The organism is Candidatus Brocadiaceae bacterium, assembly GCA_012728835.1.
In the GTDB taxonomy this organism is placed as follows: Bacteria; Planctomycetota; Brocadiia; order SM23-32; family SM23-32; genus JAAYEJ01.
In genome coordinates, this window is record JAAYEJ010000045.1 from 33,069 (window position 1) to 58,439 (window position 25,371).

Consider the following 25,371-nt stretch of genomic DNA (forward strand, 5'->3'; position numbering starts at 1 on the left):
GCGGGACGTTCCGACGAGAATCTGCGGACAAGGGCTTGACAGCCGTATATAGGAGTGATATACTCCCAGAATACCGGAGCAGAAAGGTCCTGGTATGGCCGTCATCACGCGAGAGACCGATTACGCACTGCGCGCGCTCCTGGCTCTGGCCGGCGCCGACGAGTTCGTGGCCGTGACCGTGCTGGCACAGCAGCAGGGCGTCCCGGTGGTGTTCCTGCGCAAGATCATGCAGCGGCTCCATCGGGCGGGCGTCGTGGAGAGCCGGCAGGGGCCGTTCGGCGGCTACCGGCTGGCGGTGCCGGCCGACGCGGTGAGCCTGCTGGACGTGGTGGAGGCCGTGCAGGGCCCGCTGGTGATGAACGAGTGCTTCCATGCGCCGGACCTGTGCGATCGCGCGCCCGACTGCCCCGTGCGCAGGTGCCTGCAGGAGCTGCAGTCGTTGCTGCAGGAGCGGCTGTCTGCGCTGACCGTGGGCGGGGTGGCCGGCGGCGCGTGCGGCCGGGCTCCGTGCCCGAAGGCCGGGGCGTCTGCTCTGGCCGATGAACCGAAGGAACGCTAAGATGGCTCAGAGACAGATCGTCGAGATCGCCGAAGAGGAGTGCGCCTGCCTGGGGGCCTGTCCGCGGGGGGCCATCCGGATCATCACCCGGGAGGCGGCGGAGTTCGACGAGGAGGCGGCGGGACTGGGGGTCTCGTCCCCCGGCGACGCCGTGCACACGTGTCCGGGGGCGGCGCCGTTCTTCGAGGGGGCGGACCTGCTGATCGCGGCCGACTGCGTCCCATTCGCTCTGCCGGACTTCCACAGCCGGGTCCTGCGCGGGCGCCGTGAAGGGCAGGCGCCGCGTGGACGCGCCGTCGCAGAGTCTCGATCTGCGACGGCGCAGGGAGGGCAATGATGAAGATCGTGACATCCGAACAGGTAAGTCCTTTCCAGAATGCACACGGTGTGCTGGCCCGCCGTCTGCACGACACCGAGCACGTGCAGGTGGTCCAGATCGACCTGGAGCCCGGCCAGGGCCTGAAGTCGCACGTCACGCCCGTCGACGTGTTCTTCTACGTGGTCCGGGGCGACGCGACGGTGCAGATCGGGGAGGAGCGGGAGTGCGTGCCCGTGGGCAGCCTGGTGCACAGCCCGGCCGGCATCCCGCATCTTGTTGCCAACGAGGGCGAGACGCACCTGCGCTTTCTCGTCGTCAAGACGCCCAACCCGGGTGGCCGCAAATAGGCCGTCCCGTTCGGGCCGAGGAGGTCCTCACATGAACACCAACACCGGAAACCAGACGGTCGGCGACCTGGTGACGGAGCGGCCGGCGGTTCGGCCGGCCCTCGAACGCTACGGCATCGACTACTGCTGCGGAGGCGACCGGCCGCTTGCGGAGGCGGCGGCCGCGGCCGGCGTGGACCTGCGCGAACTGTGCGCCGCCATGGACGCGGCCGAAGCCGACGCGCCCGAGGGCGGCCGGGACTGGTCGCAGGCCACGCTCACCGAGCTGGTCGCCCACATCGAGGGGGCGCACCATGCCTTTCTGCGGGAGGCGTTTCCCCGCATCGAGGCGCTCTTCACGGCCGTGCTGGCCGCCCATCAGGCGCGACATGGCAAGGTGCTGCGCCCGCTCCGGGAAGTGTTCGGCTCGCTGCGGACAGAGATCGAGCAGCATCTGGAGAGGGAGGAGTCGCTGCTGTTCCCCTACGTGCGAAGGCTGGAGGAATACGTCCGGGGGGGCGGTCGGCAGCCGGCGGTCGGCAGCGAGCGGATTCGCAACCCCGTGCGCGTGATGCGGCTGGAGCACGACGACGCCGGCCAGGCGCTGTCCGAGATGCGCGGCCTGACCGACGGATACAGGCTGCCCGAGGACGCGTGCCGCAGCTTCCGGGCGCTTTACGACGCCCTGCAGGAGCTGGAGCGCGACCTGCACGAGCACATCCACCTGGAGAACAACATCCTGTTCCGCAAGGCGGTCGCTCTGGACATCGCCTGCTGGGGCGTCTGAGCGGCACGCACGCGGCAATCGCCGGGGAGGACGAAGATGGTCGTCGAGATCAAGCCGGGGCTCTACTGGGTTGGCGTTGTGGACTGGGGGCTCACGCACTTCCACGGTCACGAGCTGAGCACGCACCGCGGCTCGTCCTATAACGCGTATCTGATCAGGGACGAGAAGACGGTGCTGGTCGACACCGTCTGGGGCCCGTTCGCGGACCAGTTGCTCGAGAACATCCGCGAGGTCGTCGATCCGTCCGAGATCGACATCGTCGTCGCCAACCACTCGGAGGTCGACCATTCCGGCGGCCTTCCGGCCGTCATGCGCCATGCGCCGAAGGCGAAGGTCGTCGTCTCCAAGCGCGGCCTGGAGAGCGTCGAGGGGCACTTCCATCAGCCGTGGGACTTCCAGTCGGTGGGCACGGGGGACCGCATCTCCATCGGCGCCAACGAACTGGCCTTCGTCGAGGCGCCCATGCTGCACTGGCCCGACAGCATGTTCACCTACCTGACGGGGCACAACGTCCTGATGCCGAACGACGCCTTCGGCCAGCACTACGCGACGGCCTTCCGCTACAACGACGAAGTGGACCAGGAGGAGCTGTACGAAGAGGCGCTCAAGTACTACGTCAACATCCTGACGCCGTTCAGCAAGCTGGTCCGGCGCAAGATCGACGAGGTGCTGGCGCTGGGGCTGCCCGTGGACGTGATCGCGCCCAGCCACGGCGTCATCTGGCGCAAGGACCCGCTGCAGATCGTGCGGAAGTACCAGGAATGGGCGGCGCAGACGCCCGAACCGCGCGCCGTCATCCTGTACGACACGATGTGGAACGGCACGCGGCGCATGGCCGAGGCGATCTCCGAGGGCCTGGCCGAGGCCGGCGTCGACAGCAAGGCCGTCCATGTGGGGCTCACGGACCGCAACGACGTGCTGGTCGACGTCTTCCGTGCGCGCACCGTGGTGGTCGGCTCGCCGACCTTCAACAACGGCGTGCTGGCCAGCCTGGCGCCGATCCTGGAGGATCTGCGGGGCCTGAAGTTCCAGAACAAGATCGGCGCGGCCTTCGGCAGCTACGGCTGGAGCGGCGAGTCGATCGGGCTCATCGAGGAGCATCTGCGCCGGTGCGGGATCCCGCTCGTGCGGGAGGGACTTCGCTGCAAGTGGCAGCCGCGCGCTGAGGACCTGGAGGCGTGCCGCGCCTTTGGCAGGGAACTGGCCGACGCAACGAAGAAGGCCTGACGGGGGCACCGCCCCGGGGGCGACGCGAGTGACGCAGGCTCCAACTCTGAGGGGGAGGATGACCGGTATGGACATGTTCTGTTACCAGTGTGAACAGACGGCGAAGGGCACCGGCTGCATCGTTCACGGCGTCTGCGGGAAGGCGCCGGAGGTGGCCGCGCTTCAGGACCTGCTGATCCGCGCCGTCCAGGCCGTGGCGGCGTACGCCCACAGGGGGCGCCCGCTGGGCGTCGCCGATCCGGAGGTCGACGAGTTCGTGGCGGCGGCCCTGTTCGCCACGCTCACCAACGTGAACTTCGACCCCGAGCCGCTGGCCGCCATGATCCGGCGCGCCGGTGTGCTGCGCGACCGCACGCGGGAACGATACCGGGCGGCCTGCGACCGGGCCGGCCGGCCGGCCGAAGAGCCCCGGTGGGCGGCCGACTGGTCCCCGGCGAGCGACCTTGCCGGCCTGGTCCGCCAGGGACGCAACGTCGGCATCCGGGCCAGGATCGACAGGCTGGGCGAGACGGCGGCCGGCCTGCAGGAGCTGATCACCTACGGCCTGAAGGGCGTGGCCGCCTACCTGGACCACGCGCGCATCCTGGGCAAGACGGACGAAGCGGCCGACGCCCGGCTGGACGGACTGCTGGACTACCTGGGCGGCTGCCCCACCGACGTGAACGACCTGACGGCGAAGGCCCTCGAGACCGGCGAGCTGAACCTGCAGGCGATGGAGCTGCTCGACGCCGCCAACACCGGCGCCTACGGGCACCCCGAGCCGACGTCCGTGCGCGTGACGCCCGTCAGGGGCAAGGCCATCGTGGTCTCCGGGCACGACCTGCGCGACCTGGAGGCACTGCTCAGGCAGACCGAGGGCAAGGGCATCAACGTCTACACGCACGGTGAGATGCTGCCGGCCCACGGCTACCCCGGCCTGAAGAAGTACCGGCATCTGGTCGGCAACTACGGCGGGGCCTGGCAGGACCAGCGCAAGGAGTTCGACGCCTTCCCCGGCGCCATCCTGATGACCACGAACTGCATACAGAAGCCCACGGACGGCTACATGCACCGCATCTTCACCTGCGGCGTGGTCGGCTGGCCGGGGGTGACGCACGTCGCGGACCGGGACTTCACCCCGGTCATCGAGGCCGCCCTGGCGGAGGACGGGTTCGCCGAGGACGCGCCCGAGAAGTCCATCCTGGTCGGCTTCGCACGCCAGGCCGTGCTGAGCGTGGCCGACAAGGTCGTCGAGGCCGTCAGGAGCGGCGCCGTGCGCCGCTTCTTCCTGATCGGCGGCTGCGACGGCGCCCGGCCCGGACGCAACTACTACACCGAGCTGGCCCAGGCCGTGCCGGACGACTGCGTGATCCTGACGCTCGCGTGCGGCAAGTACCGGTTCAACAAGCTCGAGTTCGGCGACATCGGCGGCATCCCGCGCCTTCTGGACGTGGGGCAGTGCAACGACGCCTACTCGGCCATCCGGATCGCGGTAGCGCTGGCGAACGCCTTCGAGACGGACGTCAACAGCCTGCCGCTCTCGCTCGTCCTGTCGTGGTATGAGCAGAAGGCCGTGGCGATCCTGCTGACGCTCCTGCACCTGGGCCTGCGCGGCATGCGGCTGGGCCCCAGCCTGCCGGCCTTCGTCAGCCCGGCGGTGCTGGGGGTGCTGCAGGAGAAGTTCGACCTGAAGCCGATCACCACACCGCAGGAGGACCTGGCGGCCATGCTGGCGTAGCCGCCGGAAGTCATTCAGAACGGTTCTTCGACGGCGCCCTGGGCAGGACGGCAGACGAACAGGGCGCCGTCGGGGGCCGGCGGCCGCCGGGCGTAGAAGTCCCGGCGGAGTGCGCGCAGGATGTCGTCCGCTGCGCCCACGGGCGCCAGCGCGACGGCGAAGCCGCCCAGCCCGGCGCCGGTCAGGCGTGCCCCGAGCGCCCCGGCGTTGCGCATGATCCCCACGAGCTGGTCCAGCTCGGGACAGCTCACCTCCATGTCGGCGGCGCAACTGGCGTGCGACTGGTCCATCAGCCGGCCCAGGGCCGGCATGTCGCCCGTCTCCAGGCAGCGCTCGGCCCGCCGCGTGCGCGCCGCCTCGCTGAAGACGTGCCGGCAGCGGCTCAGCACCTTCAGGCCGTCGGCCGGCACCGACAGGATGCGTCCGTCGCTCATGCGCAGGAACGTCTGCGCGAACCGCGCGGGGTCCATCCCCAGGGCGTCGGCCGCGTCGGCCGGCGCGAGCCCTTCGCGCCCGTCCACCAGGGCGTGCAGTCGCCGGGGCAGTTCCTCCTCGGCGTCGGCGACCAGCGGGGCCAGGTCGCTGAGCCGCCGGGCGGGCGCCGCGCCCGACGCGCGGACGCCCAGGGCGCGGGCGAGCAGGTGTGCGCCCACGCGGCACTCGATCACGCGGCGGTTGTAGGCCAGGCGCTGTTCGGCGGTCTTGCGCGCCTGCACCGTGCTGTGCGCCGCGATGATGCAGTGGCCCGGCGGGAACGGCAGGTGGGCGGCCCGCAGCGGATGGAACTCGACCTTCAGCACGTACCCCCGGCGGGCCAGCAGGCAGGCCGCCTGGTCCATGCCGCCGCCCTGGGTGCCGACGTAGTGCTCGGCCTCGGCCATGCGTTCGGCCATGGCGTGAGGCTCGAGGGGCAGGCGGTTGACTGCGGCGAAGGCCAGTCCTACGGCGACAACCAGCGCCGTGGAGGACGACAGGCCCGAGGCGGGCGGCAGGTCGCTGTGGACCAGGCAGTCCATGCCGTGGAGTGTGCCGGCGGGGCGGCCCTGCTCGATTGCCAGACGGGTCAGCGACTCGACGGCGGCCTTGGCGTAGTTCCCCCAGTCGCCGATCTCAGAAGGCGGGATGGTCTCGGCGACGTCGAAGGATCGGTCGCCGAAGGCCGCCTCGGCGGCGTTGTGCAGCCGGACCGCCGTGTCGCCGCGGGGGGCCGCGGCCAGCCGGACGGCCTGGGGGACCGCCAGGGGCAGGACGGGGTACCCGTTGTAGTCGACGTGTTCGCCGATCAGGTTCACGCGCCCGGGCGCGCATACACGCCATGCGGGCGCCCGGCCGAACTCGCGCTCGAACCCCCGCCGCACGTCCGTCCATCGGTCTGCTCCGTCCATCGGCTGCTCCTGGGGAACGGGATGCGGCAATTGTAGGGCGTTGCCCGTGCGGTTGCCACCGCCGGCGGAGCGGCGTGACCGAGGATTCCGCCCTCCCGCAAGCCCTTGCGTGCACGGAGGTTGCGCCGGATGCCTGGCGGGCTGCTCCCGGGCGGGGTACACTCATCTCACACCAGAACATGGGAGGACGGCATGGAACGCCCTGCCAACGGAGAGTCCCACTACGCCACGCTGGCCGTCAGCCCGGACGCCACGGGCCAGGAGATCAAGCGGGCCTACCGCCGCAAGGTGCGGGAGCTGCACCCGGACGTGAAGACGCGCCCGTGCAATGTGGAGCAGTTCCAGGCCGTGCGGCGCGCCTACGAGGTCCTCGCCGACCCCGACGAGCGGGCCTTCTACGACCTGCTGATGGGGTTCGGCCCGCGGACCGCGCGCCCGCGCGTCTACCGCCGGAGCTTCGAGCACCTGTTCGACAGCCTCTTCAGCGGTCTGCACACGGCCGTCAACAACACCGCCGAGCAGTGGATGCAGATGGATCCGCCGCGCCGGGAGGCCGGCTGAGACGTCGGGGCCTTACGGCCCGCCGACGTTCTGGATCATGTAGACGCGGAGCGCCTCGGCCGGGAACGTGCCGTCACCCGCCGATACGCGACGGCTCGCGAGGACGTCGAAGACGTCCGCGTCCTCGGCCACGGGGCAGGAGAACGGCTCGAAACACCAGAGCACCCGCACGTCCGGGTCGACGCCCGTCCAGATGACTCCCCGGTCCTCCGGCAGCATGCGGGACCGTTCCATGTGCTCGCGCAGCGCCTGACACGCCTGGTTGATGGGCGCCACGCCGGTATGCCACCAGTCGGCGCGGCGGCTGCCCCGGCGGCTGCGCGGCTCGCAGGGCAGCGCGTAGCCCAGCCGATGCGCACAGGCGCGGAAGTAGACCTCCACGGGGTCGACACTGCGCCCGGAGGCCGCATCGGGCGGGTACTCCAGGATGCTGTCGCGGAACATGTACTCCCGCCCCTTCAGCGTTTCGTACGGGACACTCCGCAGGCAGCCGGGCACGGCCCCGGGCGCCGTCTGCAGGCAGCCGAAGCCCATGCGGGCAATGTCCGCGATCAGCGCCGTGCGGGCTCCAAACAGGCTGCGCACCCGCCCCTGCGCGCCGGCGCCCGAAGCGGCCTGGCCCACCCGGCGGTCGAACTGACCGGCATACCCGGCAAGGGCACCGTCGCCGAACAGGGCGTCGATGCCCAGTCCTGCTCGCACCCGTCGCAGGTGCTCACGCAGAAGGCCGCCGTCCTGGCCGCGCAGCGCAAGGGAGACCAGTTCCCGACCATCTGCGCCCGGGCTGAGCGGGCGCGGCGGCTGCGGTGCGTCCGTGTCCGTCTCCATGCAGGCCGCCACCAGCCAGGGCTCGCTGCAGTCCAGCAGGGACGCGGCCACCTGCGCACCCCTCTGGTGCGCATGGTCGACGATGCGGCGGATCTGCCGGCAGGCCTCCCGGCCGGCACGTTCGTCGGGCCGGGCCGGAGCGAAGTGGCGGCACAGCCCGACCACGTAGATGCGTGTGCAGCCGGCCCGGGCCAGCCGGTCGATGCCGCTCTGCAGCGTCTGCAGGGTGAACCCGTCGGCGGGGTTGAGGCTTCCGCCGGGCATGAGGGGCTCCGGCGCCACGCCGAGCCGGACCGCCGCCTGCCGCTGGAGATCCTCACGGACGGCGCAGTACTGATCCGAACGCTCGGCGGGCGACGTCGTCGGGAGGTCGGCCGCCAGCACCTGCTGGGCGGGGAACTCCAGGGCGCCCCCCAGGTCGCCGCAGAGCTGGTGCCAGTGCACGATGTGGTTCCGGCCGGCGTCCTTCTGGAAGAGCGAGAGGCAGTGGAACGGGGACTCGAAGCAGGTCACGAGCAGGCTCTGGTCATCGAACTGGAACGTGAATCCCTGCAGCACGGAGAAGTACGGGAGGAACTGCCGGACGCGTCCGCCGCCGTGCCAGGCGGTCGTGTACCGATCGGACAGGGCGGTGAAGTGCCTCTGCGGTTCGTCGCCGGGGCCGGCCATCCAGAAGGACGTGCCCGTGGCGCGGGCGCCCAGCTCCCACGATGCGCGGTCGTGGATGCGGCAGGCATGGTGCTTGCGCGAGGTGTACTTGTAGGAGTAGGAGAAGCCGCAGAACGCGATCCCGCCGATGGTCCGCTGCACCGCTCTGAGGACGACCCGCAGGGCACCTCCCCGGTCGCGCGACGCCTCCTGGTCCCAGGGGCCGACGTTCCAGACCTCCTCCCCGTCCGCGCCGGTCCACTCCGTGCGCCCGTGCCGGTGCACGAAGGGGATCAGGTCCAGCGTCAGCGACTCGTCGCGGCCCGGCCGGATCTCGCGCAGTTGCAGGCGGCTGACCTCGAACCCGTCGGCCGTGCGGATCAGCGGCAGCACGGGGAGTTCGGCCGACCGCAGCTTGCGGCGGCGCCACCTCACCTGGCCCAGGCCCGCGTAGTCCCCGTCCTTCTTCAGAATGTCCACCGTGATGCCGTTGCGGAATCGGACGCGGCAGCCCTTTTCGAACTCGAGGAGTTCCATGTCGAGCCTTGGCGCTGAAGCGAAGTGGGGCCGATCCCTTATAGGGCGCACGGTGGGGCTTTGCAAGCGACTGCGCGGCGGGCCCTCAATGGGCAGCGCCGGGCGCCTGGCACGGACGCCTCAGCGGGGCCGTGGCGGGCGGCTGCCGGGAATCTCAGCGCAGGGCGCGCGCGCGCTGAAACGCCGCCTGCGCCTCGCTGCCGCCCAGTCCGCTCTGGAGTGCGCGCACGTAGCTGTCGTACGCGGCCCGGCGGCGGCCGGCCTGCTCGTAGCAGACGGCCATCATGTACTGCAATAGGGCGACGTTCGGATTTGCCGACGCCACCTTCTCCAGGGCCGGCAGGGCCTCGGCGTAGCGGCCCAGATGATAGCGGGCCGCCCCGAGGCCGAACCAGGCGACCGCGCCGGACGGGAAGCCGCGCGCGGCGACGGCGAACTGCCGTTCGGCCTCCGCGTACCGTTCCATGGCGAAGTGCACCAGCCCGAGGCCGGTGTTCGCCGGCACGTACCGGGGGTCGACGCGCCGGGCGCCTTCGTAGGCCTTCCGGGCGGCCTCGGCGCGTCCGAGCTTGAGCAGGGCGTCGCCTCTGAGCACGTGGAACGGCGCCTGGTCCGTCCGCATGGCCAGGGCCTCTTCGGCTGCGGCCAGTGCTTCGGCCGCCCGTCCTTCCTTCAGCAGCTTGCGGCCCCGGTCGTGCGGCTCGAAGGCCTCATTGACCTGCTGGAGCCGCCGCAGCCTCCGGCGCCAGCGGGCGGCGTAGATGCCGTCGCCCTGCACGTAACGCCCGTCGAGCTTCTTCTCCTCGATCACCCCCTGGGTTTCCCGCAGGCGGTCCGGCGCCTCCGGGTGGGTGGCCAGGTAGCGGTCCAGGACGGACTTGCGGTCGCTGCCCAGCGAGGCCAGGAGCCGCTGCATGGACAGCGCCTCCCGGGGGTCCCAGCCGGCCAGCGCCATGTAGTAGGTGCCGACGCGGTCGGCCTGCCGCTCCTGCTCGCGGCTGTAGGAGAGCCCCAGGACGCCGACGCCGATCTGCCCGGCGCCGACGGCCAGGCGGCCGGCGAGCGAATCCCCCGCCGCCACGTCGGCCACGCCCACCACCACCTGGGTCAGCATCCCCTGGGTCAGTCTCTGGGCCGAGTGGCCGGCGGCCACGTGGGCCAGTTCGTGCCCCATCACGGCGGCGAACTGCGCCTCGTTCTCGAGCTTCGCCAGGAACCCGCGCGTCGCGTAGACATGCCCGGGCAGGGCGAACGCGTTCACGGCCGACGTGTTCAGAATCGTGAAGTCCACCGGCATATCCGCGCGGTGGGAGGTGGCGTGCAGCCGCAGAACGATCGTGCCCAGGTAGACGTTCAGGTCCGGATCGTGATACTCGCCGTCGTACATGAACATCACGTCCGGATGCGCCCGGTGGCCGAGGGCCAGCTCGTTGTCCGGCGAGACAAACATCAGCTCGCCGCGGCCCGTCACGGGGTTCGTGCGGCAGCCGGCCGCCCCCGCCAGCAGCATCAGCGCGGTCAGGCACAATGCGCAGCGTCGGTTCATCGCCCCACCTCGATGACGTAGTCGGGCTTGCCGGAGTCCGGATCGACGTAGGTGAGGTGCCGTTCCAGGGTCTCCAGTCGGGGGGAGCGGATCGGCTCGCGCTCGACGATGCGGCGGCTGATGTGGCAGCCCGATCCGCCCAGGGCGGCCAATACGACTGCGGCGAGCCAGACACCACGCATCGTTTGTTCCTTTCCGAATTGTCCCCGGTTTCGAGGATACTCCATTGTCTCCCGGAGGACAAGCCGTGCGGGGGCGCAGGGCAAGGACGCTCGGCGCTACCCGCAGTGGCCGGCGCGGCCGTCTCCGCGGGGGTCCGCCTCTTTGACAGGGCGGCGGCGGGCGCGTATGATGCCGGGCGCAGGACGTGGCCGCGCCGCATGGAGCCCCGCGTCTTAACTTCCCACACACTCAAGGCTTATGGTGTGCAATGCCCCCGTCTTCCGCCCGCATCACCGCCGGACTGACCGAGTCGCAGAAGGAGGCCGTCTGCTTCGGCGAGGGGCCGCTGCTGGTCGTGGCCGGCGCCGGAAGCGGCAAGACGCGCGTGATCACACACCGCATCGCCCATCTGCTCGGCGGGGGCGTGGCCCCCGAGAACGTCGTGGCCGTCACCTTCACGAACAAGGCCGCCGACGAGATGCGCCGCCGCGTGGAGGCCCTGGTCGGGCGCAGCGTGCAGGTGAGCACGTTCCACAGCTTCTGCGCGCTGCTGTTGCGGCGTCATGCAACGCGCCTGGGCCGCGCGGAGGGGTTCACGATCTATGACCGCGCCGACTCGATGCGCGTGGTGCGGCGTGTGATCAAGGACCTGGAGCTGGACCCGGCCACGTTCAGCCCCACGGCCGTGCTGAACTACATCTCGCTGCACAAGGACCGCGTCGAAGGCCCCGAACAGTGCGCGCAGAGCGCCCTCGGCTACCAGGACGAGGGCTTCGTGCGCGCCTACCGCGCCTACGAGGCCCGGCTGGTCGAGAGCAACGCGATGGACTTCGACGACCTGCTGCTGAAGGTCCTGGACCTGTTCCGCACCTGCCCGGACGTCCTGGCCCGCTACCAGGACCGCTACGTGCACGTGCTCGTGGACGAGTACCAGGACACGAACCTGCCGCAGCACCTGATCGCGCGTGCGCTCCAGGGCAAGCACCACAACATCACCGCCGTCGGCGACCCCGATCAGATGATCTACACCTGGCGCGGCGCGCGCCTGGAGAACCTGATGGAGTTCGAGGAGGACTTCCCCGGCGCGCAGGTGGTCACACTGGAGCGGAACTACCGCTCCTCGGGCTGCATCCTGAAGGCATCCTCCGCCTGCATCGAGTTCAACATCTACCGCCGCCCGAAGCAGCTCTGGACCGAACGTGAGGACGGCGCCCGCGTCCTCCTGGGGGAGTTCGCCGATTCCTACGCCGAGGGCCGGTGGGTGGCCCGGCAGGTCAGCGACCTGATCGAGGGCGGCACTGCCCCGGGCGACATCGCCGTCTTCTACCGGACCAAGCAGCAGTCGCTGCCGGTCGAGGATGCGTTCGCCGGCCTGTCGCTCCCCCACCAGGTGGTGGACAGCGTGGGCTTTTTCGACCGCCGGCCGGTCAAGGACATCACCGCCTACCTGCGGCTGATCGTCAACCCCCGCGACGACGAGGCGTGCCTGCGCGTCATCAACACCCCCGCGCGCGGCATCGGCGCGCGCAGCGTCGAGCGGCTGATGGCGGCGGCGGCGCCCCGCGGCGTGAGCCTGATGGAGGCCGTGCGCGACGTGGGCGACTGCCCGGGCCTGAGCGCGCGAGCGCGCCAGGCCGTGGGGGGCTTCCGGGAACTGCACCGCGATCTGTCGGCGCTGGACGAGACGTCGATGGCCACGCTGATCGGCCGGCTCGTGGCGCGCATCGAGTACCTGGAGCGCCAGTCGGCCGAGGAACGCGCCGATACCGAGGAGACCGTCGACCAGTTGATCGGCTATGCGAAGCAGTATGACGAACGCGCGCCGGAGGGCGGGCTGATGGGCTTCCTGGAGCAGGCCGCGCTCGTGAGCGACGTGGACGGCTGGAACGCCCAGGCCGGCGCCGTGCCCTTCATGACGCTGCATTCGGCCAAGGGCCTGGAGTTCGACGCGGTGTTCATCGTGGGCGTCGAGGAGGACGTGCTGCCGCACCGCCGGGCGCTGGACGACGACCAGCACGGCACCGAGGAAGCGGCCGTGGAGGAGGAGCGGCGGCTGTTCTACGTGGGCATGACGCGCGCGCGCCACCGGCTGTTCCTCACCCATGCGCGCACCCGCACGCTGCGCGGACGCACGGAGGCGGCCGAGCCCTCGCGCTTCCTGGGCGAACTGCCCGGCGACTGCGTGGAACTCGTCGAGGCGACGCCGCCCACGCCGGCCCCGGCCGCCGCCTTCGCCCGGGAGATGGACTACGTTCTGAAGGACAAGAAGATTGCGCTCCGCATCCTGGACGGCGACGGCACCCGCCTGGCGCGCGGCGCGCGCGTGAGCCATCCGCGCTTCGGGGAGGGCATGATCCTGTCCACCGAGTCCATGGGCGCCCGGCACGTGGTGCGCGTGAACTTCTTCAACCACGGCACGATGTCGCTCGTGCTCGGGCCGGACGAGGTTGGCGTCGGGTAGGTCGTCAACTCAGGCGGGGATAGACACGCAGAACCGTCGCCGACAGCGCCAGCGCGGCGGCCACGGCCGCGGCTGCGGCCACTGCGACCGCGCGGCCCAGGCGCCCCATGGGCACCCTCCGGGGGGCCGGGGTCTCGTGCCGCTCCAGGGCGTCCACCTGTGCGAACGCCCGCTCGATCGCCCCGGCGTCGGACGCGCGGACGTACAGGCCCCCCGTCCGGCGCGCCACCGCCTCCAGCTCCGCTTCGTCGAGCGCGTAGGGCTTCATCTCCATGCGCACGCGCCCCGACGGCATGCGCGCCGGGATCGGCACGGGGCCGTCGGACCCGACCCCGAGCGCGTAGATGCGCACCCCGCGGGCGGCGGCAGCCAGCGCGGCGTCGCCGGGCGTCACCTCGCCGGCCGTGTTGCACCCGTCGGTCAGCAGCACGAGCGCTCCCCCGCGCGGCATGCGGGCCGCCGCCAGCGCGATCGCCTCGCCCAGCGCCGTGCGCTTGCCCAGCACCTCCGGCCGCAGGTGGCCGAGCAGAGCCCGGGCGATCTCGCGGTCGAACGTCAGCGGGCACTGCGTGACGGCCCGGTTCCCGAAGGCGATCAGGCCGACGCGATCGCCGCTGCGCCGGGCCAGGAAGGCGTCGGCATGCCGGCGCAACACCTCCATGCGGTCGGCCGGCCGGCCGTCGAGCTGCAGGTCCAGGCCACGCATGCTCTCGGAGACATCGAGCGCCAGCACGATGTCGCGCGCCATGCGGCGGTCCTCCGCGCCGGCCGTCCGCCGGCAGGGGCCCGCTGCGGCCACAACCGACAGCACGGCAGCCGCGCCGCAGAGCAGAGCGGGCAGCCCGAGCAGCCGCACGCGCACGCCGCCCGGTCGCGGCACGGGCGGCAGAGGCGGCCGGTCGCCCGTGCGCCTGCGGGCGAGCAACGCCGCGACGGGCAGCAGCAGGAGCAGCAGCCGGGGCGTCTCAAACTGCATCACAGCCCCCCCCGTAGTCCAGTCCGTCGTGCCGCTGCGTCAGCACGGCGGCAACAAACGCCAGGTCGGCGCGCCGCCGGTCCTCAGGGACGTCGGCTGCCGCGTATTCGGCCGCCTCGACGCGTTGCCAGAAGGCCTCCCACCCCTCCGCCGGGCGGCCGGCCGGCGCGGGGCGTGCGGCCATCTGCCGGGGCGTGCACGCCGTCGTCCCCAGAGCCGTGCGGACGCTGCGCGCCAGGTGTGCGTAGAACTCGCCGGGGGGCAGTGCGAGGGATCGTTCGTCGGGCGGACCCGGTGCCGAGGGCGGCGGCCCGCCGGCCCGGCGGCCCAGGCGGCCGCGCCGGATCAGCCAGTAGAACCCGACGGCGCCGAATCCGGCGGCGATCAGGCCGGCGGGAAGCTGCCGGGAGGGCGCCTCCGGGGATGCGGCGCGGTCCAGAGGGCCGTAGACGTCCCGGATCTCGTCCGCTGCCTCCGCAACGGCCGCCAGTGCCAGGAGCCCTGCGCACAGAACGGCTGCCGGAACCGCCAGTCGCCCGAGGGCCGTCATACCGCACGCTCCCATTGCCGTTGCCGGCAGTCTACTGCGTGCGGCGGCGGGCTGCAACCGGGCGGGCCAGGCGTGCGGTCCGTTGCATTCGGTGCGAACGCCTGCTATAAAGGCCGTACGTCCGCTCGGGAGCCGCCATGAACTGGAAGAGCCATCTGGTCACGTTCGTGCTGATCTTCGTGGTCGTCGTGCTGTTCGCCCAGACGTGCCGTCCGCGCACGGGGCCCGGCGCCGGCGCGCCGCCGGACGCGCGCTACGTCACGCTCACGCTCGAGGGCCGGCCGCCCGGCCTCAGCGAGCTGTCGTATGAAGTGCGGGCCGAACTGGCTGACACGCCGGAGGCGCGGTGGCGGGGTCTGGCGGGCCGCCAGGGGCTGGCGCCCGGGCATGGGATGCTCTACGTCTACCCGGAACTCCAGAGGCCCCGGTTCAGTGAAGAGGCCACCGGGTTCCCGCTCTCCATCGCCTTTCTGCACGAGGACGGGACGATCGGCGAGATCCACGACACGGCCGCCCACGATCCGGCCGTTGTCCAGCCCGCCGAGCCCGTGCGCCACGTGCTGGAGGTGCGGGCGGGGTGGTTCGCGGACCGCGGCGTCGGCCCCGGCGCGCGCTTCCGGATGCCCGACCTGCAGGCCCCGCCCGCCGCCGAGCCGCCGGCGCCGCCGGAGGGACCGGGCGAACCGACGGCGCCCGAGTAGCCGACCGAGGGCTCCCCGCCCGCCGCGCCCGCTTCGGGGACCACACCGCGCACGGCGTCAAGGCGTTGACTTGGGGGCGGCGTCGGCTTAGTCTGGGGGCAGGATGTTCCACTGGAGGAAGGGGGGCTTGCCGCAATGAAACGCGTTCTGATGGTCGTCGTCCTGATTGCCGTCTGCGGCGCCCTGGCCTGGCGCTTCGCCCCGGGCTGCCGTCAACAGGCCGCTGACCTGTACGGCCGCCACGCGGGCTGGACCGAGGAGGCGCGCCGTGCGGACCCCGTCGGGTTCATCGAGCACGCCGAGCGCAATCTCCATGGGCACCTGGCGGCCATGCAGCGCACCACGCGCGACCTGGCTGCCGCCCGCGAGCGTCTCAAAGTGGCCGCCGACCATGCGCGCGCGTCGTCCGAGGCGGCCGGCGAACTGGCCGAGTCGTTCCGGGCCGCCTACCGGAAGGCCGAGGCCGAGGGCGGCTATCCCGCGCGGCTGGAGGGGCGCGACTACAGCCGTGCGGAGCTGATCGAGCAGGTGCGCCTGATCCTGCAGCAGCGGACCGACAGCGGCGAGGCCGTCGTCCAACTGGATCGCACCGCCGAGGAGGCGGCCCGGCGCGAACTGGAACTCGTGGGCCAGATCGCGCGCATCAAGGCGACCCTCGACATGCTGCCCGCCCAGCGCGAGATCGCGCGCGCCCGCGAACTGACCGGCCAGACCGAGAAGACGTGGGGCGAGGTGAACGCGCTGATGGACCGGAACGAGGAGCTGCTGACGAGTTCGCCCGTGCGGACGGTGGACGAACTCCTGGCCCACCGGGCCGAGGCCGCGCAACCGGCGGCCGGGGAGGCGGACGCGGACGTGATGGCGTTCCTGGAGGCGGAGCAATGAGCGCGTTCCGCTGGGGCATGGTGGCGGTGGGCGCCTTCCTGGCCCTGTACGCCGCCGCAACGCTGCTGCGGGCGCGGGGCGAGGCCCACCAGCGTCGCACGACGATGGGCTGCGGCTTCGTGCTGCTGGCCGGGCTGGTGTGGGGCTACGCGCTGGGCGGATTCCTGGATGACCCGTGGGGTGCCAGGCGGCTCGGCATGGCGTTCGCCCTGGTCCTGCCGGCGCTGGCGGCGCTGGCCAACCCCGGGCGGCGCGGCATCGTCATGGCGATGGCCATGCTCGTGGTCGCCGTTGCGCTGGGGGCCGACCAGGTGGCGCCCCTGCTGCGGCGGGTGCACAGGACGCCGTCGGGGCGGGTGGCCGGGAAGGTCTCCGGCACGCTGGAAGAGGCGCGCGCACGGATCGAGAGCACTCGTGCGGTCCTGGCCGACCTGGAGGCCGAACGGGCCGATCTGCGCCGCGCGGTGCAGGCGACCGGACACCGCGACTTCGAGTCCCTCGCGGCGGACCCGCAGGCGTATACGCTGCTGACGGAACTGGCCGAGGTGGACCGGCTGCTGGAGTCGGCCCGGACGCGGCTGGAGCGGCTGAGCGTTGACGTGCCCCGGCTGGAGTCAGCCCTGAGGCGCCTGGAGCGGTTCGAGCGCGCGGAGGCCGCGACCGGCGAAGAGGTCGCCCGGGCCGAGATCGAGCAGATCGTGGCGCGGCTCCAGGCGGAGGCCGTGGAGACCGGCCCGGTGACGGTCGAGGAGCACATGCAGCGCCAGGCGCTTCGCGCGATGTTCGAGGCCGAATTCGAGCCGAGGTGACAGGCGGCAGGCCCCAGGTGATGGGGGATGCACAGGCGGCGCTCACAGCCGTGGGATCTCCACCTCCGCTCCCGCCTTCTCGTCGGAGAGATAGGCCGCGTAGATCGTCGCCACGGTGTCGATGCCCAGGTCGAGGTCGCATTGCGGGCGGGCGCCGGTCGCGGCGCAGGTCATGAAGTCCTGCAGCTCGGCCTGGTAGCCCATCGTGAAGTTCTCGTCCGGCGCGGCCTGCACCCAGCCCTCCTGCGTGCTGATCTTCTCCATCAGGTAGACGTCGGCCATCTGCTCGGCCTTCGGGTTGTAGGTGTCCATCAGGCCGGCAGGGCTCAGGAGGCAGCGGGTGCGGTGGTTGTTGGCGAAGACCTCCACGTAGTCGTACACGCCGCCCAGGCAGAGTTCGCTCGTGACCACGTCGCCCACGGTGCCGTCGCTGAACGTCACGTGCATGAAGCCGTAGTCCTCGATGTCGTGGTAGTCCGTGCGGATGTGGCCGGCGTCGCGGTATTTGGGCAGGCGCGTGATCTGGTGCGTGCGGGCGCAGACGCGTGTGGGCCGGATCGGACGTCCGTCGCGCGCCATGCCCTCGATGCGCTTCAGGTAGAGCAGGCCGCCGAGCGGATGGCAGCCCTTTCCGATGAGGGAGCCGCCGCCGGCGAAGCGCCAGATGCCGTAGACGGGCGAGGCGGAGCCGTTGTGGGATTCCTCGCCGATCATGCGCAGGATCTGCGCGGCGCTCTTCTCGACGATCTCACGCTCCTTCTGGATGCTGGGCGCGTAGATGTAGTTCTCCGCGTAGCCGAAGAAGACGCCCGCCTTGCGCACGGCGTCGGCGATGCGCCGCAGACGCCCGACGACGGCGTCGAGCATGGGCGCCTTCGGGGCGAGGTCGCCGCGGTAGTCCTCGCCGGCATCGGGTGGGCCGAAGAAGCCGGTCAGGGGCTTCTCGCAGATGATGCCCTTGCCAGCCTCGACGGCGGCCAGGATGCCTTCCTCATGGGCGTACGGCGGCGAGCAGAGGTCGACGACATCGACGTGGTCGAGCATGGAGTGCAAATCGTCAAAGACGGGGATGCCGTGCGTCTCGCCGAAGGCGCGGCGGCTTTCCTCCCGCAGGGACGTGACGCCCGTGACTTCCACGCGCACGCCATGCACGCGCCGAAGACACTCCAGGTGAAAGCGGCCCGCAAACCCGACCCCGACGATCCCCACGCGCAACGTCTTCATCATTGTCTCCCGTGTATGTGTACGTGGAACCGTCCCCGCACTTGATCTCATCGTCCATTCGCCGATCGCGAGGATGACGGCGATATCCTCGGCACCCACAGACTATGCCCTGCGAGTGGCAGTCCCGGATCATTCACCACTGAAACACTGCGTACAAGGAAGAGGGCCTCCTGAGCGGCTGCAATGGGCTCGAAACCTCAATCTCGCGTCCCCAGCCGAGGAGGCCTTCGCGTGACAGGCTGTTCGCGGCAGCTGACCTTCAGTTTCTATCAGGATAAGCGCCTGGTCGCCGATTTCAAGGGCGGCCAGATCTCTTCCGACGCCGGCCTCCTGTCCCCGCGCGCCCTCGATGAGAAGCTGGGTTGGACAGCCCAGGCCGCCGGCGTGATAGATGAACGCGAAGGCAGATCGGCCACGGGGCTCCGCCTCTGCCTTCTGCTCAACTTCGGAGCTTCGAAGGTTCAGGTGAAGCGTGCCGTCAACCGCCGATGAACGCCGATAAACGCAGATAGAGTGGACACGTTGTCCGAGCACGCGCTTGAGCGCCACCGCAGACTGATCCTGCACGCCGCGACGCACCCGCCCTGGATCAGGGAGGCGCGCTACCCGGCTTGCGAACAGGGCGAGCAAACGGGTCGCGAGCCCGAAGGCCGAGTCCCGAAGGGATGCAGCGGCCCGCCGGCGTGACCGGAAGACCGAGCACGGTTGCCGGCGCGGAAAGCGCCCGAACGGCTTTGACAATCGCTCCGAACCGCGGTAGGTTGACAGGCTGGCCCGGACTTTCCAGTCCCAGTCTCTCCCGTACCCGCAGGAGGCCGCACGATGGCCAAGAAGACGGTGAAGGTCGGCGTGATCGGAACGGGCGGAATCGCCACCGTCCAGGCGAAGAGCCTGTCCAAGCTCGAAGGCGTCGAGATCGTCGCCGGCTGCGACATCGATCCCGAGCACTTGAAGACGTTCTGCGACACCTACGGGGTCGAGAAGCGGTTCGAGGACTACAACGACCTGGTCAGACTGCCCGAGTTGGACGCCGTGACCGTCTGCACGCCCAACTACGTGCACAAGGACCCGACGATCGCCGCCCTGAAGGCCGGCAAGCACACCATGGTCGAGAAGCCGATGGCCATGAACGCCGCCGAGGCGCAGGCGATGATCGACGCGGAGACCGGGAGCGGCAAGACGCTGACGATGGGCTTCCAGTTCCGGCTGCGGCCGGACGCTCAGGCGCTGAAACGCTTCGCCAACGACGGGCGGTTGGGCAAGGTGCTGTTCGTGCGCTGCCAGGCCCTGCGGCGGCGCGGCATCCCGAGCTGGGGCGTCTTCGGCCAGAAGCACCTCCAGGGCGGCGGACCGCTGATCGACATCGGCGTGCACATCATCGAATGCGCCCACTTCCTGATGGGGGAGCCGAGGCCCGTCGCCGCCAGCGCGCAGACCTACACCTACCTGGGCAACAAGAAGCCCGTCACCGATGCCCCGTGGGGCAACTGGGACTGGGAGACCTACACCGTCGAGGACCTGGCCGTCGGCATGATCCGGTTCGAGAACGGCGCCGTCATGTCCATCGAGTCCAGCTTCGTCGCGCACATCAAGGAGAACGTCTTCACCTGCCAGCTCATGGGCGAGAAGGGCGGCTGCCTCCTGACCCCGACGGAACTCTACACCGATGACGCCGGCGTCATGGTGGACATCGAACCCTCCTACGTCGGCAAGTGGGACTCGATGGACCGCAAGATCAGCGACTGGATCGGGCGCGTCCGAGGTGAGGTCGAGACCCAGTGCCCGAGCAACGCGGGCCTGATGGTGCAGAAGATCCTGGACGGCCTCTACGCCAGCGCCGAGGCCGGCCGCGAGGTCGCGATCGACTGAGCGCGGGAGACCGTTCCGGGGCCTCGCCCCCGGCTGTGTCGTGCCCGGCCCCGCCCAGGCGGGGCCGGCTTCGCTCAGGGAGGGATGTGGCATGCCCGCCATGCCCAACGTTCTGTTCGTCACCACGGACCACCTGCGGGCCGACCTGCTGGGCTGTGCCGGCGATCCCGTCATGCAAACGCCGGAGATCGACGCCCTGGCGCAGCATTCCGTCCGCCTGACCGACCACTTCGCGCAGAACCCCGTCTGCCACCCGTCGCGCGCCTCCATGATGACCGGCCGCTACCCGTGCCACCACGGCGTCCGCTGGAACTTCAACGACCTGAGCGAGAACGAGATCACGCTGCTGGAGCACTTCAAGCGGAACGGCTACACGACGGCCACCATCGGCAAGTACCACCTGGACCAGCGGCGCTTCCGCGCGGCGATCGACCACCACGAGGCGGCGTCGATCCGCAACATGAACCCGGACAACCCGTTCGTCCAGTACGTGAGGTCGCGGGGCCACGAGTACAGGACCGGATTCGACCTGCCCCGGTTCCGCGAGCGGCTCGGCGCGGTGCCGCAGCCGGACCAGCCGGAGGACTGCCACCTCGACGCCTACGTGGGCAGGAAGACGTGCGAGTACCTGAAGCGCCTGGACGGCGGGCAGCCGTTCTTCCTCTGGCTGGGCTTCTACGGGCCGCACCACCCCTACGTGCCCTCGGGCCGGTTCGCGACGATGTATGATCCCGACGAGGTGCCGCCCTTCCACCGGTCGGAGGACGACCTCCGCAAGAAGCCCGTCGAGTACCGCCTCTACCGGCAGGCGGAGGCGCACAAGTACTTCGGCTTCGCCGAGGCGTCCGAACGGACGTTCCGCGAGATGAAGGCCGCCTACTACGGCATGGTCTCGCAGATCGACTGGCAGCTCGGCCTCGTGCTCGAGACGCTGCGGGAACAGGGTCTGGCGGACGATACCGTCGTGGTCTTCACCAGCGACCACGGAGAGTGCTGCGGCGACCACGGCATGCCGGCGAAGGCGCCGTTCCTGCTCGACTGCATGCTGCACGTGCCGTGCATCATCCACGCGCCGGGCGGCCGGCAGGGCCGGGAGTGCAGCGAACTGACGGAGTCTGTGGACCTGTACCCGACGATCTGCCGCCTGGCCGGCCTCGACGTGCCGGAGTGCGTGCAGGGGCGGGACCTGAGCGCGCTGGTCACCGGCGATGCATCGAACTACCGGCCGCGCGAGGCCGTCTACGCGGAAGCCGTGGACAAGCGCTGCCTCCGCACGCGCGAATGGAAGCTCATCCACTACCCGAACAAGCCGTACGGGGAACTCTACCACCTGGCCGAGGACCCGCACGAGCTGAACAATCTCTACCACGAACGCCCCGACGTGCGCGAGCCGATGACGGTGCAGTACTACCGACACCTGGACGCCATCGAGGACTTCAGGCACCCGAGCTACGCCCGCTTCACCGGCACCGATCCTGACGCAGGCGATGAAGTGACGCACTACCTGACGTGGTAGAACGGGCCGTCAGCCCACGTTCCCGGGCCCCTTCATCGCCGTGCTCTTCCAGGCCGGCCCCTGGAACGTCCGGACGCGCTGGATCACCCGAGCGGCGCGGACGCCGGGCACTGGGGAGGCGCCGGCGTCAGGCGTGGCGCGGAGCGCCGGCGCCGTCCAGCAGGAGCGTCTCGCCCACCGTGCAGCCGATGTCGCGGGCGATGACGGGGCACTTGGCCTTCAGCAGGAAGCAGACGGGCGCGGCCGCGTCGCTCAGCGTTTCGTAGTTCGCCTGTCCCTTGGCGATGACCAGGTCGGCCGTCGCAAACAGCGCGCGGAACTCCTCCGAGCAGTCCTCCAGCACGGTACCGGGGATGGCGCTGCCCGTGCTCACCACACGCAGCCCTTCCGGCAGGCCGGCCTGCGCGGCATCCTCCAGCGTCGCATCGTTGATGATGGGCCCGCCCTTGACGGCGAGCGTGACGTCCGCGCACGGGAGAAAGGGTATGAACAGGCCGTCGAAGACGATCTCCCCGGCGTTGTCGGCCAGGTAGAGGACGCGCCGGGCCGACTCGACCCGCCGACGGAACTTCGGCACGGGCAGGCCGCGGACAGGGGCGGCGAGCGTCTGCTCGATGGTGCGTTCGACCAATTGTTCATCGGGTTTCAGGTGGCGGCGCGCCCCCCAGTCCATGATGTTGCCGGCGATGGCGATGCGCAGGGCCGTCTCGAAGGGGTCGTCCGAGTTGCGTACGAGCAGGCGCATCCGCGGCACGAGCGCGTGCGCGTGAGCATTCGCGTCGTCCTTCACCTGCCGGTAGGGATCGGCGCAGCCGGTCTGCTCTCGGATCAGCCGGTGGATGCGGGCCGCCATCGGCGGCGGCGGTTCGTCGTCCGGGAAGTCGCCCAGGAACTGAAGCGCCCGGCGCATGATGCGCATGCGCAGTCCATGGTCGTCGGTCACCATCGAGACGGCGTCGAGCGTCTGCTGCACGAAGCAGGGAAGGCATTCCAGGTAGGTCTTCACGGGGGGTCTCCCTGGAGGAACTCGGCGGATCAGCCGGCCCCGAGTTCCTTCTCCATCTCCTGCCAGAGTGCCCGCACGGCCGTCGCGGCCGGCCCGCGGCCGTGTTCCACGAGGTTGCGGCCGGCGCAGAGGGCTTCGTTGACATTGGGATCGAAGGGGATCCGGCCGATGACGCGGGCGCCGTATTGGGAAGCCATCGCGCGGATGCGCTCGGCCTGCTCCGTGTTGAGGTCGCACTTGTTGATGCAGATCACGCTCTGCACGCCGAAGTGCCGGCAGAGCTGCAGGGCACGTTCCATGTCGTGCACGCCGGAGACGGTCGGCTCGGTGACGATCAGGGCCAGGTCGGCGCCCGAGACGGAGGCGATGACGGGGCAGCCGGTCCCCGGCGAGCCGTCGTTGATGATCCTGGACTGCCCGCCGTCGGCGGCCAGGTCCGATGCGCGCTCGCGCACGTGCGTCACCAGCTTGCCGGAGTTCTCCTCGGCGATGCCCAGCCGCGCGTGCGACATCATGCCGTGGCACGTCTCGGAGACGTAGCTCTGCCCCGTGCAGTTGTCGGTGACGTCGATGGCCCCGATCGGGCAGACGTGTCCGCAGAAGCCACAACCCTCACAGGCGAGGTCGTTCACGGCGTAGGCGGTGGGCGTTCCGTCGGCGGCATACACGGGATCGATGGCGTCGAAGTGGCAGTGCGCAGCGCACACGCCGCAGGCGACGCACTGCGCGGAACGGATCGTCGCCTTCTTTCCACCGTAGAAGTCCTGCGCTTCCAGAACGCGCGGCCTGAGCAGCAGATGCAGGTCGGCGGCGTCCACGTCGCAGTCGGCCATGACCTTGTCATCGCTCAGTGCGGCCAACGCGGCCGTCACCGTCGTCTTGCCCGTGCCGCCCTTGCCGCTGATGACGGTGCACTCCCGGTATGTCCTGCCGCTGCCCGAGCGCGGCGGGGCCGTCTCGGCCGGCGCTGTCTGCGTGTTCCATACCTCCGCCGGAGCGGCCGGCGGTTCCTGTGTCGACAGCTCGACCATGCGCCGGTAGACGGACAGCAGTTCGTCCGCCACCTCCGGGAAGGCGTCGATCAGCAGGTCGCCGCGCGAGTAGGTCTCCGCGTACTTCCGGCTGAACGGGATGCGGCCGATGATGGGCACGCCGACGCGGTCAGCGTATTCCCGGATGATGGTGTCCCGTCCGTCGGATCGGTTCACCACGATGCCCGTGGGACGGCGCAACTCGAGCGCCAGGCCGACCGCCAGGCCCAGGTCGTTGAGCCCGAAGGGCGTCGGTTCGGTAACGAGGATCACCGCGTCGGCATCCCGCACGGCCTCCACCACCGGGCAGGCGGTGCCCGGGGCGGCATCGATCAGCGTCAGGCCCTCGTCGGCCGCGTGCTGCTTGACGCCGCGCACGACCGCGGGCGCCAGGGGCTCGGCCACGTTCAGCAGGCCGTGGGCGAAGTAGAACTCGCCGGAGCCGGGGTCCGCCTCCACCGTGCCGATGACCACCTCGTGCTCGCTCAATGCGCCTTCGGGGCAGATGTAGCTGCAGAGCCCGCACGCGTGGCAGAGTTCGGAGAAGATGAGCACGTTGGGTGTCGGGGGACCGTCCTCGGACGGCTTGTTGACAACCGCGATGGCGTTGTAGTTGCACGCCTCCTGGCACTTCCTGCAGCCGGTGCACCGCTCAGGGTCCCATTGCGGGCGTCGCACCGCGACGTCTTGCCTTTCGGAGAAGTGCGGGTGAACGAACAGGTGATCGTTCGGCTCCTCGACGTCGCAGTCAAGGAGGCGGACCGGCTGCCGGATGCTGTCGCCGCGCGTCAGGGCGGCGGCCATGTTGACCGCGACCGTCGTCTTGCCCGTGCCGCCCTTGCCGCTGGCGATGGTAATGACCATGGTACTTCACTCCCATGAACTCGGATGGCATACGACTCCGGCTATGCGTTCGGCGCGGCCGAAGGGGACTCGCTCGCTTCGATGATCTGTTCGACCACGCGGAGGAACGCCTGCCCCGCCGCGGTCTCGGCGCCACCCCTGACGAACGGCACGCCGTCCTCGCACGCCTGCATCAGCGTGGGGTCGAGCGGGATGCGGCCCAGGAAGGGCACGCCGGCCCTGCCGGCCATCGCCTCCCCGCCTCCGGCCCCGAACACATCGGTGCTCTTGCCGCAGTGCGGGCAGACGAATCCGCTCATGTTCTCCACCACGCCGAGAACGGGCAGGTGGAGCTGCCGGCAGAAGCCGATGCACTTGCGCACGTCGGCCAGGGCCAGCTCCTGAGGCGTCGTCACGACGACGCCGCCGGTGGCGCCCGGTATGAGCTGGCAGACCGACAGCGGTTCGTCGCCCGTGCCGGGCGGCAGGTCGACGATCAGGTAGTCCAGCTCCCCCCATTCCACGTCCGCAAGGAACTGACGCAGCACGTTCATCTTCAACGGGCCGCGCCAGATGACGGCGTCGTCCTTCTGGCGAAGCAGGAACGCGATGGACATGACCTGAAGGCCCGGGCCACAGGGCGCGGGCAGGATCTTCTGCCCGTCCGAGAGCAGGTGAGTCTCGTCCAGCCCCAGGATCTTCGGCACGCTGGGGCCATGGAAGTCGGAGTCCAGCAGGCCCACCTTCCGGCCCGTCATGGCCAGGGCGACGGCCAGGTTTGCCGCCACGGTGCTCTTGCCGACGCCGCCCTTTCCGGACATGACGGCCACGGTGTGCTTGATGCCGGCCACCTGCTGCCGGAGGCGGCGCTCCTGTTCCTGACGTTCCTGCATCTGGT

At 70.5% G+C, this 25,371-nt stretch carries 24 protein-coding genes; 14 read left to right on the forward strand and 10 right to left on the reverse strand.

Annotation, left to right across the window (positions count from 1 at the left end; genetic code table 11):
* Positions 1-94: 94 nt before the first annotated feature.
* From GXY85_06945 to hcp, 6 genes are all read left to right on the forward strand, one after another.
* Positions 95-559, forward strand: a complete 465-nt coding sequence (locus GXY85_06945) for an Rrf2 family transcriptional regulator (protein NLW50568.1) — start codon at positions 95-97, stop codon at positions 557-559.
* 1 nt (position 560) lies between these two features.
* On the forward strand, positions 561-896 hold the full coding sequence (locus tag GXY85_06950; protein NLW50569.1) for a hypothetical protein: 336 nt from the start codon (positions 561-563) through the stop codon (positions 894-896).
* The gene (locus GXY85_06955; protein NLW50570.1) at positions 896-1,225 is read left to right on the forward strand and encodes a cupin domain-containing protein; all 330 of its coding nucleotides are present in this window, start codon (positions 896-898) and stop codon (positions 1,223-1,225) included. The genes GXY85_06950 and GXY85_06955 overlap by 1 nt, the downstream gene beginning before the upstream one ends.
* A 31-nt stretch (positions 1,226-1,256) precedes the next feature.
* On the forward strand, positions 1,257-1,991 hold the full coding sequence (ric, locus tag GXY85_06960; protein NLW50571.1) for an iron-sulfur cluster repair di-iron protein: 735 nt from the start codon (positions 1,257-1,259) through the stop codon (positions 1,989-1,991).
* Positions 1,992-2,027: 36 nt separating this feature from the next.
* Positions 2,028-3,218 (forward strand): MBL fold metallo-hydrolase, encoded by a 1,191-nt coding sequence (locus GXY85_06965; GenBank protein ID NLW50572.1) that lies wholly within the window; start codon positions 2,028-2,030, stop codon positions 3,216-3,218.
* Between the two features lie 73 nt (positions 3,219-3,291).
* Entirely contained in the window at positions 3,292-4,935 is a 1,644-nt protein-coding gene (hcp, locus tag GXY85_06970) for a hydroxylamine reductase (protein NLW50573.1), read from the forward strand.
* Between the two features lie 14 nt (positions 4,936-4,949).
* Here hcp and galK read toward each other — a convergent pair whose 3' ends face one another.
* On the reverse strand, positions 4,950-6,320 hold the full coding sequence (galK, locus tag GXY85_06975; GenBank protein ID NLW50574.1) for a galactokinase: 1,371 nt from the start codon (positions 6,318-6,320) through the stop codon (positions 4,950-4,952).
* A 192-nt stretch (positions 6,321-6,512) separates the two neighbouring features.
* Between galK and GXY85_06980 the strand changes: the two genes are divergently transcribed.
* A complete protein-coding gene (locus tag GXY85_06980; protein NLW50575.1) occupies positions 6,513-6,881 on the forward strand; it encodes a J domain-containing protein in 369 nt (122 codons plus the stop codon).
* Positions 6,882-6,893: 12 nt separating this feature from the next.
* Here GXY85_06980 and GXY85_06985 read toward each other — a convergent pair whose 3' ends face one another.
* From GXY85_06985 to GXY85_06995, 3 genes are all read right to left on the reverse strand, one after another.
* Positions 6,894-8,894, reverse strand: coding sequence for a hypothetical protein (locus tag GXY85_06985; protein ID NLW50576.1), 2,001 nt, complete (start codon positions 8,892-8,894; stop codon positions 6,894-6,896).
* A 154-nt stretch (positions 8,895-9,048) separates the two neighbouring features.
* Positions 9,049-10,440 (reverse strand): M48 family metalloprotease, encoded by a 1,392-nt coding sequence (locus GXY85_06990; protein ID NLW50577.1) that lies wholly within the window; start codon positions 10,438-10,440, stop codon positions 9,049-9,051.
* Positions 10,437-10,622, reverse strand: coding sequence for a hypothetical protein (locus tag GXY85_06995; GenBank protein NLW50578.1), 186 nt, complete (start codon positions 10,620-10,622; stop codon positions 10,437-10,439). Before GXY85_06995 ends, GXY85_06990 begins: the two co-directional genes overlap by 4 nt.
* Before the next feature lie 248 nt (positions 10,623-10,870).
* Between GXY85_06995 and GXY85_07000 the strand changes: the two genes are divergently transcribed.
* Positions 10,871-13,063, forward strand: coding sequence for a UvrD-helicase domain-containing protein (locus GXY85_07000; GenBank protein ID NLW50579.1), 2,193 nt, complete (start codon positions 10,871-10,873; stop codon positions 13,061-13,063).
* A 4-nt stretch (positions 13,064-13,067) separates the two neighbouring features.
* Here the strand turns inward: GXY85_07000 and GXY85_07005 are convergent, their stop codons facing one another.
* Positions 13,068-14,039 carry a VWA domain-containing protein gene (locus GXY85_07005; GenBank protein NLW50580.1) on the reverse strand — a complete coding sequence of 324 codons (972 nt, stop codon included), beginning with the start codon at positions 14,037-14,039 and terminating at the stop codon, positions 13,068-13,070.
* The gene (locus GXY85_07010) at positions 14,029-14,589 is read right to left on the reverse strand and encodes a hypothetical protein (GenBank protein ID NLW50581.1); all 561 of its coding nucleotides are present in this window, start codon (positions 14,587-14,589) and stop codon (positions 14,029-14,031) included. The genes GXY85_07005 and GXY85_07010 overlap by 11 nt, the downstream gene beginning before the upstream one ends.
* A 137-nt stretch (positions 14,590-14,726) precedes the next feature.
* Between GXY85_07010 and GXY85_07015 the strand changes: the two genes are divergently transcribed.
* From GXY85_07015 to GXY85_07025, 3 genes are all read left to right on the forward strand, one after another.
* Positions 14,727-15,290, forward strand: coding sequence for a DUF192 domain-containing protein (locus GXY85_07015; protein ID NLW50582.1), 564 nt, complete (start codon positions 14,727-14,729; stop codon positions 15,288-15,290).
* A gap of 135 nt (positions 15,291-15,425) precedes the next feature.
* Positions 15,426-16,175, forward strand: coding sequence for a hypothetical protein (locus GXY85_07020; GenBank protein ID NLW50583.1), 750 nt, complete (start codon positions 15,426-15,428; stop codon positions 16,173-16,175).
* Positions 16,172-16,984, forward strand: coding sequence for a hypothetical protein (locus GXY85_07025; protein ID NLW50584.1), 813 nt, complete (start codon positions 16,172-16,174; stop codon positions 16,982-16,984). Before GXY85_07020 ends, GXY85_07025 begins: the two co-directional genes overlap by 4 nt.
* A gap of 42 nt (positions 16,985-17,026) precedes the next feature.
* On the opposite strand, the gene GXY85_07030 is transcribed toward GXY85_07025, so the two are convergent.
* Entirely contained in the window at positions 17,027-18,211 is a 1,185-nt protein-coding gene (locus GXY85_07030) for a Gfo/Idh/MocA family oxidoreductase (GenBank protein ID NLW50585.1), read from the reverse strand.
* Between the two features lie 228 nt (positions 18,212-18,439).
* On the opposite strand from GXY85_07030, the gene GXY85_07035 reads away from it, so the two are divergent.
* From GXY85_07035 to GXY85_07045, 3 genes are all read left to right on the forward strand, one after another.
* The gene (locus GXY85_07035; protein ID NLW50586.1) at positions 18,440-18,700 is read left to right on the forward strand and encodes a hypothetical protein; all 261 of its coding nucleotides are present in this window, start codon (positions 18,440-18,442) and stop codon (positions 18,698-18,700) included.
* A gap of 330 nt (positions 18,701-19,030) precedes the next feature.
* Positions 19,031-20,077 (forward strand): Gfo/Idh/MocA family oxidoreductase, encoded by a 1,047-nt coding sequence (locus tag GXY85_07040; protein NLW50587.1) that lies wholly within the window; start codon positions 19,031-19,033, stop codon positions 20,075-20,077.
* A 91-nt stretch (positions 20,078-20,168) separates the two neighbouring features.
* Positions 20,169-21,593: a sulfatase-like hydrolase/transferase gene (locus GXY85_07045; GenBank protein NLW50588.1), complete on the forward strand. Its 1,425-nt coding sequence runs from the start codon at positions 20,169-20,171 to the stop codon at positions 21,591-21,593.
* A gap of 127 nt (positions 21,594-21,720) precedes the next feature.
* Here GXY85_07045 and GXY85_07050 read toward each other — a convergent pair whose 3' ends face one another.
* The 3 genes from GXY85_07050 to GXY85_07060 form a co-directional block, all read right to left on the reverse strand.
* A complete protein-coding gene (locus tag GXY85_07050) occupies positions 21,721-22,599 on the reverse strand; it encodes a DUF89 family protein (GenBank protein NLW50589.1) in 879 nt (292 codons plus the stop codon).
* Between the two features lie 29 nt (positions 22,600-22,628).
* Positions 22,629-23,630, reverse strand: coding sequence for a (4Fe-4S)-binding protein (locus tag GXY85_07055; protein ID NLW50590.1), 1,002 nt, complete (start codon positions 23,628-23,630; stop codon positions 22,629-22,631).
* A gap of 905 nt (positions 23,631-24,535) precedes the next feature.
* The gene (locus GXY85_07060; protein ID NLW50591.1) at positions 24,536-25,366 is read right to left on the reverse strand and encodes an Mrp/NBP35 family ATP-binding protein; all 831 of its coding nucleotides are present in this window, start codon (positions 25,364-25,366) and stop codon (positions 24,536-24,538) included.
* Positions 25,367-25,371 lie beyond the last annotated feature (5 nt).

Bases quoted from the DNA above. Each gene is read 5' to 3' on its own strand.
- GXY85_07005 (NLW50580.1), bottom strand. From the start codon at position 14,039: ATGCAGTTTGAGACGCCCCGGCTGCTGCTCCTGCTGCTGCCCGTCGCG.
- GXY85_07000 (NLW50579.1), top strand. From the start codon at position 10,871: ATGCCCCCGTCTTCCGCCCGCATCACCGCCGGACTGACCGAGTCGCAG.
- GXY85_07055 (NLW50590.1), bottom strand. From the start codon at position 23,630: ATGGTCGAGCTGTCGACACAGGAACCGCCGGCCGCTCCGGCGGAGGTA.
- ric (NLW50571.1), top strand. From the start codon at position 1,257: ATGAACACCAACACCGGAAACCAGACGGTCGGCGACCTGGTGACGGAG.
- GXY85_06980 (NLW50575.1), top strand. From the start codon at position 6,513: ATGGAACGCCCTGCCAACGGAGAGTCCCACTACGCCACGCTGGCCGTC.
- GXY85_06995 (NLW50578.1), bottom strand. From the start codon at position 10,622: ATGCGTGGTGTCTGGCTCGCCGCAGTCGTATTGGCCGCCCTGGGCGGA.
- GXY85_07060 (NLW50591.1), bottom strand. From the start codon at position 25,366: ATGCAGGAACGTCAGGAACAGGAGCGCCGCCTCCGGCAGCAGGTGGCC.
- GXY85_07030 (NLW50585.1), bottom strand. From the start codon at position 18,211: ATGATGAAGACGTTGCGCGTGGGGATCGTCGGGGTCGGGTTTGCGGGC.
- GXY85_06990 (NLW50577.1), bottom strand. From the start codon at position 10,440: ATGAACCGACGCTGCGCATTGTGCCTGACCGCGCTGATGCTGCTGGCG.
- GXY85_07025 (NLW50584.1), top strand. From the start codon at position 16,172: ATGAGCGCGTTCCGCTGGGGCATGGTGGCGGTGGGCGCCTTCCTGGCC.
- GXY85_06950 (NLW50569.1), top strand. From the start codon at position 561: ATGGCTCAGAGACAGATCGTCGAGATCGCCGAAGAGGAGTGCGCCTGC.
- GXY85_07040 (NLW50587.1), top strand. From the start codon at position 19,031: ATGGCCAAGAAGACGGTGAAGGTCGGCGTGATCGGAACGGGCGGAATC.
- galK (NLW50574.1), bottom strand. From the start codon at position 6,320: ATGGACGGAGCAGACCGATGGACGGACGTGCGGCGGGGGTTCGAGCGC.
- GXY85_06985 (NLW50576.1), bottom strand. From the start codon at position 8,894: ATGGAACTCCTCGAGTTCGAAAAGGGCTGCCGCGTCCGATTCCGCAAC.
- GXY85_07020 (NLW50583.1), top strand. From the start codon at position 15,426: ATGAAACGCGTTCTGATGGTCGTCGTCCTGATTGCCGTCTGCGGCGCC.
- GXY85_06955 (NLW50570.1), top strand. From the start codon at position 896: ATGAAGATCGTGACATCCGAACAGGTAAGTCCTTTCCAGAATGCACAC.
- hcp (NLW50573.1), top strand. From the start codon at position 3,292: ATGTTCTGTTACCAGTGTGAACAGACGGCGAAGGGCACCGGCTGCATC.
- GXY85_07010 (NLW50581.1), bottom strand. From the start codon at position 14,589: ATGACGGCCCTCGGGCGACTGGCGGTTCCGGCAGCCGTTCTGTGCGCA.
- GXY85_06945 (NLW50568.1), top strand. From the start codon at position 95: ATGGCCGTCATCACGCGAGAGACCGATTACGCACTGCGCGCGCTCCTG.
- GXY85_07015 (NLW50582.1), top strand. From the start codon at position 14,727: ATGAACTGGAAGAGCCATCTGGTCACGTTCGTGCTGATCTTCGTGGTC.
- GXY85_06965 (NLW50572.1), top strand. From the start codon at position 2,028: ATGGTCGTCGAGATCAAGCCGGGGCTCTACTGGGTTGGCGTTGTGGAC.
- GXY85_07045 (NLW50588.1), top strand. From the start codon at position 20,169: ATGCCCGCCATGCCCAACGTTCTGTTCGTCACCACGGACCACCTGCGG.